Here is a 9791-nt window from a genome sequence, read left to right on the forward strand (position 1 = left end):
CAGGGCTTCAGACGCCGTTTTTGCCAATAACCGTTCATCGGATCTTATTTATAGAGATCGGACCTGTGAGTTGCAGGAATCAAGGCCCAAGCCCCTTGAAAATGGACGGCCATTTTAGCGATTATTCTCGGGTCAGCCCCGGAGGGCGATGACGGGGTCGAGCTTTGAGGCCTGATGAGCGGGGTAGACCCCGGCGACGACGCTCAATAGGAGGGTTATAAGGGGGAAGGCGACCAGGTCCCAAGGGTCGACGATGAAGTTCAAAACCACCGAGAATCGGGGGCCCGAGGAGATGGCTATGGCGAGGCTGTTGACGTAGGCCGATATGAGATAGCCGATGAGGCAGCCCCCTGCCCCGCCGGCTAGGCCGAGGATGCCGGACTCGATGAGGAAGATTCTGCGGATGCTGGAGGCGGAAGCACCCATGGCCATCATCATCCCGATCTCCCTCGTCTTCTCCAGGACCAGGAGGTTCATGATGTTGGCGATCCCGAAGGAGGCGATCACGATCACCAGAAGCATGATCATGGTGTTGGAGAACCTCCGGCTCTCGATCGTCTCCACTATCCCCGAGAGGCTCTGCCAGCTCTCGGCGTTGTAACCGCTTGCTGTGAGATCGGCGGCCACCTCGTCGGCCCGATATATGTCGTCGAGCTTGATCTGGACGTCGGTTATGACGTTCCCCTCGCCGAGAAACTCCCTCGCCGTCTCCATCGAGACGTAGGCGTAGTTGGTCGAGAAGCCGCCGGTATCGAAGATGCCCGAGACCACCAGGCTCATGGTCCTGGCGTCGGGGAAGCTCGCCCGGACCGAATCGCCGAGATTCACCTCCAGCTCGTCGGCGAGCCCTCCGTCCAGAGCGACCCTCCTTCCGCTCTGGATCGAGTCGAGGTCACCCTCCACCATGTAGTCGATCCCGATCTTCGATATCTTGTTCAGCTCTTCGGGGATGACCCCCCGGAGGACGACGTTCTCGACGTCGTCGTCGTGGGTGAAAGAGGCCGTCGTCGAGAGGGCCGGGGAGACGGCCGCAACGCCGGGGATCGCCCAGATCGTCTCGATGAGGGTCTTGTAAAGGTGAATGTAATCTTCGCCCTCCTCAGGAAGGACGGTTACGTGGGGAACGAACTCGAAGATGATCTCGTTTATGGTCGTCTCAAAGCCGTTTATCAGGGACCGAAAGAGGACTGCGATCGCGACGGCGAGGGCGACGGCTCCCACCGCAAGAATGGTCTGCCTCCTCCGGGAGATGAGGTGCTTTTTTGCGACGTACAGCTCGAACAAGGGATCCCTTCTAGGAGAGCCGATCTCCAATCTTAAGAGGTCCGGACCCTATTTATAAAGTGGCGCCGTCCGCGCCCCAGCCCCTCCAAAACGCGAAAAGGATGGGAGATCAGAGGACGACCTCTTCGGCCTCCTCCACCGAGTAGCCCTCGTGGACGACTTTACAGAGCCTCTTTACAAAGAGGGTCGGGTTCTCGGCCTGGAATATGTTCCTTCCTATGGAGAGGCCTCCGCCGCCGACCTGAATCGAGTCGCGGACCATCTCCAAAACCTGGTGCTCCGTCTCCATCTTGGGGCCACCGGCGATCACCACCGGGACGCTGCAGCCCTTGACGACCTCCTTGAAGGTCTCGGGAGATCCGGTGTAGTTCGTCTTGACTATGTCGACCCCGAGCTCTGCCCCGATCCGGGCGGCGTGCTTTACGTACTCGACGTCATGCTCCGACTTGACCTTCGAGCCTCGCGGGTACATCATGGCCAGAAGCGGCATACCCCAGCCGTCGCAGGTCCGAGCGACCCGTCCCAGGTCCTGGAGCATCGTGGCCTCGTCCTCAGCCCCGACATTGACGTGGATGCTGACGGCGTCGGCGCCGATCCTGATGGCGTCCTCCACCTCGGTGACGAGGACCTTGTGGTTGGGGTCGGGACCTAGGCTGGAGCTGGCGGACATGTGGACGATCAGTCCCACGTCCCGGCCGTAGCCGCGATGGCCGAAGAGCGGAAGGCCCATGTGGCCCAGGACGGCGTTCGCCCCCCCCTCAGCCACCTTGTCCACCGCCTCCTGAAGGTCTATCAGCCCCTCGATCGGTCCTACTGTCAGGCCGTGGTCCATGGGGACGATGACCGTCCTATTCGTCCTCCTGTTGAAGATCCTCTCCATCCTGATGGACTTTCCGACGTTCCTCATGGAGGGAGGGCATTGAGGAGTCGAGATTAAAAGGTGATGGTCAGATCCGAAAAAGGGCGGCTTATTCGGCAGAGCAAGCTTGGACGGCAGCTCAACCCGCAAGCAGACCAGCAGAGGTATATCCTCGAAAACCAAAATTATAGAGAGGGAGGTCAGATATGACCGCGGAATTGATGGACTACTTCAACAGACAGCCGAGGATCGGAACTCTGAGCACCTCCAGCAAGGAGGGGGAGGTCGATGTGGCGGTGATGGGCTCGCCCCGGATGGTCGACGAGGAGACGGTCATAATGGCCCTCGCAAAAAATCGCACCTTCGCCAACCTCCAGGAGAACCCTCGCGCCGTCTACATGATTCTGGAGCCGGGCGAGGAGATCCTCGACTGGAAGGGGATCAGGGTCTACCTGAGGATGGTGAGATACGAGACCTCTGGAGAGCTGATCGACGAGATAAAGGAGCAGGGCACCAAGTTCATCGGCGAGGCGGCGGCTGAGATGCTTCATGCGGCGATCACCCTCAAGGTCGAGGAGGTGAGGCCCCTGGTAGACCTGGGCCAGGGCTGGGAGAGGTCGATCTGAAAGGCTGCCATGAAGACTGTAATATTAACTTTTGAGAGGGGCGACTGTGAGGGCCACCGAACCAGCAGTATGATGGACAGATCTCATATCTACCTCTGCCCGAGATGTGCCCGCTTCTGAACCTGCTGCCCCTCTCTCCTCTCTCAGGGCTGCCCCGATTCCTCGAACCGGAAGGTGCAGACCCGGTCCCCCTTGCAGATCTGCGATTCGAGGCTGAAGGATATCACCCTATCGTCGTCGGAGAACTCCGCAGCCCAGGTCTTGTACTCGGCGTTGCAGATCAGAGATCCTACCCACTCTGATAAGGCCAGCCTTCCGGAGTTCGCCATCAGCTCGTGCCAGGGGCATCTTGTTATGATCACTCTCAGGATTCGGCATTCTCCTTCGATCTCGACCTCAAAACCGAACCCTTCGGCGGACTGCTTTGCGGCGAGAGATCGCGCGAGCTCGTCGATCCCCTTCTCGGCTTCGAGGATCGACCTCAGGATTCGGGCCTGGATCTTGGGGAGGACCGACCAGACCCGCCGATCGGCCTCCAGGGCCTCCTCGAAGCCGCGGAGCTCCTCGACCTTCATGAACCATAGGCCGTCCACTGAGGTATAGCTTCTTCGGAAGTACTCCGCCTTCTGGGCGTCGGTCAGCTCTCTCATAAAATCGTCCCTCCGTCCTCGGCCCTCTTCACCTCGCCTCAGACCTTCTCGACGTGCCGCAGCTCGACGGCGATACCCCTCGTCGACTCGACCATCTCCCAGCCGCTCATCCTGGCTCTCCCCACGCCGAAGGCGGCCTCGCCCCTCACCATCACCTCGTCACCGGGCCTGATCTGGTCGTCGGCGCCGACTACCCCCGGGGCCAGGACGTCGCCTCTCGGCAGAAAGTCGCCTATCTCGACGATGTAGCCGCCCAGGGGTAATAGCCTCCTCGCGCCCTCGAGAGATAGGGCGATGGTCCCGTTGGGGGTGAGGGCGGCGAGGGCCGTCATATCGTCCGACTGAAGCTCTCTCCCCTTGACCTTCACATCTCCTGCCAGAAGGGCGCCACCTGCACCCCTGCCGAAGTGGTAGTCGGCAAGGGCACTGAATCTCCGGATCGAGTAGCCCGGAAGAACCTTCGCGTCTCGAGTCGCCTCGGCCGCCGCCTCCTTCAGCTCCTTCAAGGCATCACCGCCGGTCCCCCCTCCGGTGTAGACGGCATCGATCCCGTGCTCTTCCACCATCTCCCAAAGCTCTCCGTTCAGGTGGGCGATGATCCTCTGGTAAGGGTTCCTCTCAAGATATCGGTCGAGGCAGCTGGTGATCCAGTCCCTCTCCTCGAGATCCCACCTGCCGGTGACGGGCACGTCGTAGCTGGCGGCGGGATAGACCTCCTCCAGCTCCCTTGGGACCAGAGCCAAGGGCGATGTGAGGATCAGCTCGGCGAGCTTCCGCCTGGTCCCGCCGAGGGCCATGGCGAAGAGCCGGTGTGACCGCGAGGTGGAGTAGGGCTTCCTCGCCGAGCAGGGTAGAAGGAGGAGGACGTCACCTTCGGGAGCCCTGTACCTCTCCAGGACCCTTCGGGCGAACCTGGTCACCTCCACCCTCTGGAGCGACTCGGCACAGTTCGCGTAGATTGCGCTCCTCCTGGATACGGGCGTCCTACGCTCCAGGTACTCGTGCTCCTGGTCGAGGAGCCGGAGCGCCGTAGTCTGCTCCGGCGTCACCCTCACCTGCCTCTCCACGTACTCGCGGATCGTCCCCGTCCGGATCATCTGCCGCACGACGAATAGCTCCTCCTCCAGCTTCAGGAGGTTGTGCTCTGCGATAAGATTCGAATCGGCTCCGTACCTCTCCATCGCCCTGCAGAAGCCGCAGCGGCAGGGCAGCTCCTTCAGCTCCTCGACGGGCCAGACCCCGTCGCGAAGGTGGTAGATGCCGAGAAGTCCGTCGACTTCGACCCTCGCTCCGTCCACCAGGTCGACCCCCAGATATATCAGAAGGGCGAGGTTTGAGGGGGTCGCAAGGGCCGGGGCGTAGAGGGCCGAGTCGGGCGGGGTTTCGCCTCTGATCTTGGTGATCGCGCCCACCAGCTCCCTCGGGTTTCGCAGGGATCCTGCCGCCTCGATGACGCAGATGTCGGATGCGGGCGGCCTCCCCTCCGCGAGAGGGTGGACGACGATCCCGGAAGGGCCGTCTGTCGGGATCAGGGGCACCGTGAAGGGCGGCTCGATGGAGAGGGGAACGGCGACGTGGGGTCCGATGAAGATCCTGCCGCCCTCTTCAGAGAGGCTCGCGCTGGCCTTCAGAGCCTCTTCGATCGACGAGAAGGCCCAGATCGGGCCCACCGACACGATCGCGTCCTTCGATATGATGGCGGGGGTCTCCACTGTCTCTTTCAGGCGGAGCCGCCCGATTCTCGCGGGGCCATCGCGGCCCGTCACCTCGAAGAATCTTGTCATCTCCCACTCACCTCTTCGAGCTCTAATCCGTATTCGTCCGCGGCCTTCAGCCTCAGATCGAAGGTCGCGTGGGGGTTATCTTCCATCAGACTCCTGAGGTTCGCGAGAGCCTGGGCGATCCCCGCCTCGTCGGCCTCTGCCGGGACCTCGGCGTTGAGGGGCGCGGTCTCAGCCAGCTCCTTCGGATAAGGTCCGAAGGGCGGCAAAAACCAGAGGACGTGGTCGAAATCCTCCTCCTCGACGCCGGGGTCGGCGACCAGAACTCTCCCCGCGAGCTCGATCCGGTCGATCCTCGATCCATACCTCAAAACCTCCGGCCTTCTCGCCGACTCCGGCCCGAGATAAAAGCAGGTCGATCGCGAGGCGGGGTCCAGCCCTTCGATCCAGCCGGCATGAGATGTGAGGGCCCGCAGGCCGTCCATCATCCGGGGATGAGACCTGCACCTCCTCTCGACCAGCTCCCAGAGGGACCCCTCCCAGATGCTCTGCCTCACCCGCCGGATCTCGGCCAGAGAGACGGATAGGTTGTGGCGGGCTAGAAGCTCGACCTTGTGGGGATCGGCTGCCATATCTTCCGGCGACCGATTCCTGCAGACGTCGCAGCAGCAGGGAAGATACTTCAGCCCCTCCAGATGTAGGGTCCCGCTGGACGTAAGGTAGCGGCCCTCTCTCGCGTAGAGGGCGTAGGCTGCAGAGTCGAAGAGGTCGCAGCCGAGGGCCGCGGCGAGGGCGAACATCATGGGATGGCCCGCGCCGAATAGGTGGACCGGAGCGGCAGGACCCAGCCCCTTCTTGGAGGATGCCACCACATCCACCAGATCGGAGAACCGATAGGCCTCCATCAGGGGTACGACGGCCCCTATGGGACAGACGTCGAAGCCGATCTCTCTCGCCCTGCGGGCCGCAACAAACCTGAGGTCGGGATAAGTCGACCCCTGGATCGGCCCTGCCAGGAGCGGGCCGCCATCCTCCCAGTGATCACGGGCCTCCGAGAGCCTCTGCTCGGTCTCCGAGAGCTCCAACTCGGCCCTCGCCCTGGAGACGTCCGGCGGCGTTGGTATGTCGAGGGGGACGCAGATATCAGAGCCTATCGCCCTCTGGAATTCGAGGATCTCCGAGGGCAGAACCTCGATCTCGCCGTAGACAGATAGCTGGAAGGCTCCCGAATCGGTCATTATCGGCCCCTCAAACCCCAGAAGCTGGTGGACCCCCAACCTCGCCGCCAGCTCTTTGAGTTCAGGGTCCTGGTTTATGATGTAGCTGTTTGTGATCAGGATCTCGGCGCCCATCCTCTTCAGATCGGCAGGTTCGATCAGCCTGAGGTGGGGATTGACCACGGGCATCAGAGCAGGGGTCTCTACGACGCCGTGGGGAGTGCGAAGTCTGCCGATCCGACCCGCCAGATCTTTGTTCAGAATCTCAAAGCAATCTGGCATGTTCCATCTCCCTTGCAGATAAGGCATAAATAGGTTGGTACTGATCAGGGAGTGTCGCATCGCGATTTTAATTTAAATTGGTGGTGACCAACCTTGAAATGTGCAGTTATGATCATGTTGGCATGTCTCGTGGGCCCTGTGGCGGCATCAGGCTATAGCACGACCCAAGAAGCCTTCCTGCTGGGCGAAGATCCGGTCAAGAGCTCGATGGACGACTCCCGGTTCGAAGATTACGCCGAGATGTACTGGGCGTCTTACATCTCAAACCCCGATAAGACACCCACGGCACCCATCTCTGCCGGAAACGAGGTGGATATCGAAAATAGGCTCTTCTTCTGGATGACGAACTTCCCCTTTGACGTATCCGCCTCCTCCTTCGGCGACGGGATGGGCGGGGTCGCCGGAGCCGTGAGCCCCCGATACGATTTCGCTGTCGGAAACGCCTGGCTTTATTCCTCGCCCATCCCCGTCGAAGACTCCTCCTTCACTCCGGGAGATCTGACAAACGAAAGCCGGGTGCAGAAGAACAGGCAGTTTCTGACCCAGGAGATAACAAGAGAGTTCGGCCTGTGAAGTCACAGGCCGATGATCTTTTCATCTCAATTCTTTTTCCGGACTGTGTAGGGAAGAAGCCCTCCGGCGATGAGGATCTCCCTCTGGCGCTTGCTCAGATCCATCTTCAGCATGACCCTCTTTCCTGCGGTTCTGTCGAAGGCCTCCACCACCTCGTCGCCCCTTTCAATGGCCTCCCTGATGCCAAGGATATCGAGGTGGTCATCCCTCTTCAGGGAGTCGTAGTCTGACTCCGAGACGAAGGTTAAAGGCACGATCCCGAAGTTGACCAGGTTTGCGGCGTGGATCCGCTCGATGGACTTCGCCATCACCGCCTTGACCCCAAGATACATGGGACAGAGGGCGGCGTGCTCCCGAGATGAACCCTGGCCGTAGCTGACACCGGCAGCGATCAGGTTGTGGACGCCCCGGTCCCTCCGCTCGGCCGCCCTCCGGCTGAACTCGGGGTCCAGGGGCTCGAAGACGAACTCGGAGTACTTGGGAACGTTCGACCTGTACTTCAGGCGAGAGCCTGCGGGCATGATGTGGTCGGTGGTGACGTAGTCCTCCACCTTGATGGTTATCTCTCCCCGAAGGTCCTCGGGCAGGGGGGCGTTGGCGGGAGGTGCACCGATGTTCGGGCCGCGATAGACGGAGACCTTAGCCCTCTCCTCCGCAGGGAGGGGTGGGATGATCATGCTGTCGTCGACCTTGAATCGCTTCGGCATCCTCACCCTCGGAAAGTCGATACCCAGGTCTCTTGGATCGGTGATCTCGCCCCTGAGGGCCGCCGCCGCCGCCACCACGGGGCTTGCCAGGTAGACGTTGGCGCTCGGGGTTCCCGATCTTCCCTTGAAATTCCTGTTGCTGGTCCTGATGGAGACCGAGTCGGTCTTGGGGGAGATGCTGTTTCCTATGCAAAAGCCGCAGGCCGACTCCAGGATCCTCGCTCCGAAGGCAAGGAGGTCGCCGAGGCCGCCGTTCTCCGCTATCATCATGAGGACCTGTCTTGACCCCGGCGCCACCCCCAGGGAGATCCCGGGAACCAATCGGCGCCCCCGCAGCATCTCAGCGACGGTCATCAGGTCGACGTAGGAGGAGTTGGTGCAAGAGCCTATCATCACCTGGTCGACGGCCATCCCCTCCAGTTCGGAGACCGGGACGATATTCCCCGGGCTGTGGGGAGCCGCCATCAGCGGTTCTAGGTCTGAGAGATCGATATCCAATACGCGATGGTACTCGGCGTTCTCGTCGGCCTCCAGGGGAGTCCACTGGTCTGCCCTCTCCTGGGCCGCGAGGAACTTTCGGGTCTCCCCGTCGCTGGGAAATAGGGATGTGGTCACCCCCGTCTCCGCACCCATGTTGGTTATAGTGGCCCTCTCCGGTACGGTGAGGAAGCGCGCGCCATCCCCACCGTACTCGCAGACGCAACCCACGTTCCCCTTGGTGGAGAGCTCCTCCAGAACCTTGAGGATCACATCCTTGGCTGTAACCCAGTCGGGGAGCCTGCCCTCCAGGTTGACTTTTATCACCTCTGGGCAGGTCAGGTAGTAAGCTCCGCCTCCCATGGCCACCGCGACGTCGAGCCCGCCAGCACCGATGGCGATCATGCCCAGCCCCCCGCAGGTGGGGGTGTGGCTGTCAGACCCCAAGAGGGTTCTGCCGGGTCGTCCGAACCTCTCCAGGTGTACCTGGTGGCAGATCCCATTTCCGGGCCTTGAGAAGTGGATTCCGTACTTTTCAGCGATAGTCTGGAGGTATCGGTGGTCATCGGCGTTCTCGAATCCCACCTGGACGGTGTTGTGGTCCACATAGGATACTGAAAGCTCCGTCTCTATCCTGGAGAGGCCCATCGACTCAAACTGGAGATGGGCCATCGTTCCCGTGGCGTCCTGGGTCAGAGTCTGGTCTATCCTTATTCCGATCTCCTTTCCTGGCTCGTAATGCCCATCGACGAGGTGATCCCTCAAAATCTTCTCCGTCAAAGTGAAATTCATAAAAACCCTCCAAAAGCCCGCAGATCTCGCATTTAAGCCCCTTGATCTTGGCCGAATCTCTCTGTTGGTATTAATAATCAACGCGAAGATCCTGGACCCGACTTTTACCTGGCCTCCATCATGCCACAACGTTTAAATACGTGGCTGGTATTGGAGGAGTTCGCCCTTCTGGCAAAGTGGTGCGATCTTCGCGCAACGAGTCGAGATGGGAAGAGTCTAAGGGCTCTTTGGGTGCTCATGATTTGAGCCCCTGTCTGAGTCCGAAAGGCTTAAATAGCATCCTCTGATACGGGGAAGGGCTGTCCGGTGGTGCCCGGGCGGAGTCTGATTCCAGAGATGGTTTTGACTTCGCAAGATGGGCGGAACCGGCAAGCTTAAATACGATTTGCCCATAAGTATGTGGGCCGCTGGGGAGCATATCCCCAGAGCCGCGAGATAACGGCGTAAGCCCTGATGGCGTAGGACGCTCAGTATGATGGGCTGACTTCCATAGTTTGCGGCATATAAGTATAATCGTGGAGACGGGATACAACTTGTCTCGTCTGACATACGCTTATGGCGACTCGGCCAATTCCGACCGATACTGTAAATACTTCCATAATT

The 9791-nt window shown here is 60.6% G+C and carries 8 protein-coding genes; 2 read left to right on the forward strand and 6 right to left on the reverse strand.

Features of this window, described 5'->3' with window-relative positions; translation table 11 throughout:
- Positions 1 to 132: 132 nt before the first annotated feature.
- Entirely contained in the window at positions 133 to 1284 is a 1152-nt protein-coding gene (locus ACP5EL_RS07535) for an FtsX-like permease family protein (RefSeq protein ID WP_428401904.1), read from the reverse strand.
- Between the two features lie 109 nt (positions 1285 to 1393).
- Positions 1394 to 2191, reverse strand: coding sequence for a 2-amino-3,7-dideoxy-D-threo-hept-6-ulosonate synthase (locus ACP5EL_RS07540; RefSeq protein WP_428401905.1), 798 nt, complete (start codon positions 2189 to 2191; stop codon positions 1394 to 1396).
- Between the two features lie 158 nt (positions 2192 to 2349).
- On the opposite strand from ACP5EL_RS07540, the gene ACP5EL_RS07545 reads away from it, so the two are divergent.
- Positions 2350 to 2769, forward strand: coding sequence for a pyridoxamine 5'-phosphate oxidase family protein (locus ACP5EL_RS07545; protein ID WP_428401906.1), 420 nt, complete (start codon positions 2350 to 2352; stop codon positions 2767 to 2769).
- A 143-nt stretch (positions 2770 to 2912) separates the two neighbouring features.
- Here the strand turns inward: ACP5EL_RS07545 and ACP5EL_RS07550 are convergent, their stop codons facing one another.
- The 3 genes from ACP5EL_RS07550 to tgtA are packed head-to-tail and all read right to left on the reverse strand — an operon-like array spanning position 2913 to position 6639.
- Complete coding sequence (locus ACP5EL_RS07550) at positions 2913 to 3419, reverse strand: DUF6125 family protein (RefSeq protein WP_428401907.1); 507 nt, start codon at positions 3417 to 3419, stop codon at positions 2913 to 2915.
- Between the two features lie 38 nt (positions 3420 to 3457).
- A complete protein-coding gene (arcS, locus tag ACP5EL_RS07555) occupies positions 3458 to 5203 on the reverse strand; it encodes an archaeosine synthase subunit alpha (RefSeq protein WP_428401908.1) in 1746 nt (581 codons plus the stop codon).
- Complete coding sequence (gene tgtA, locus ACP5EL_RS07560) at positions 5200 to 6639, reverse strand: tRNA guanosine(15) transglycosylase TgtA (protein WP_428401909.1); 1440 nt, start codon at positions 6637 to 6639, stop codon at positions 5200 to 5202. Before tgtA ends, arcS begins: the two co-directional genes overlap by 4 nt.
- 108 nt (positions 6640 to 6747) lie before the next feature.
- On the opposite strand from tgtA, the gene ACP5EL_RS07565 reads away from it, so the two are divergent.
- On the forward strand, positions 6748 to 7212 hold the full coding sequence (locus ACP5EL_RS07565) for a hypothetical protein (RefSeq protein ID WP_428401910.1): 465 nt from the start codon (positions 6748 to 6750) through the stop codon (positions 7210 to 7212).
- 26 nt (positions 7213 to 7238) lie between these two features.
- Here the strand turns inward: ACP5EL_RS07565 and ACP5EL_RS07570 are convergent, their stop codons facing one another.
- Complete coding sequence (locus ACP5EL_RS07570) at positions 7239 to 9188, reverse strand: aconitate hydratase (RefSeq protein WP_428401911.1); 1950 nt, start codon at positions 9186 to 9188, stop codon at positions 7239 to 7241.
- Positions 9189 to 9791 lie beyond the last annotated feature (603 nt).

The sequence above is a fragment of the Methanocrinis sp. genome (assembly GCF_049974945.1).
Classification (GTDB): domain Archaea; phylum Halobacteriota; class Methanosarcinia; order Methanotrichales; family Methanotrichaceae; genus Methanocrinis.

Excerpts from the sequence above, each read along its gene's own strand:
- tgtA (WP_428401909.1), bottom strand. The coding sequence starts at position 6,639 with ATGCCAGATTGCTTTGAGATTCTGAACAAAGATCTGGCGGGTCGGATC.
- ACP5EL_RS07550 (WP_428401907.1), bottom strand. The coding sequence starts at position 3,419 with ATGAGAGAGCTGACCGACGCCCAGAAGGCGGAGTACTTCCGAAGAAGC.
- ACP5EL_RS07565 (WP_428401910.1), top strand. The coding sequence starts at position 6,748 with ATGATCATGTTGGCATGTCTCGTGGGCCCTGTGGCGGCATCAGGCTAT.
- ACP5EL_RS07570 (WP_428401911.1), bottom strand. The coding sequence starts at position 9,188 with ATGAATTTCACTTTGACGGAGAAGATTTTGAGGGATCACCTCGTCGAT.
- ACP5EL_RS07540 (WP_428401905.1), bottom strand. The coding sequence starts at position 2,191 with ATGAGGAACGTCGGAAAGTCCATCAGGATGGAGAGGATCTTCAACAGG.
- ACP5EL_RS07545 (WP_428401906.1), top strand. The coding sequence starts at position 2,350 with ATGACCGCGGAATTGATGGACTACTTCAACAGACAGCCGAGGATCGGA.
- arcS (WP_428401908.1), bottom strand. The coding sequence starts at position 5,203 with ATGACAAGATTCTTCGAGGTGACGGGCCGCGATGGCCCCGCGAGAATC.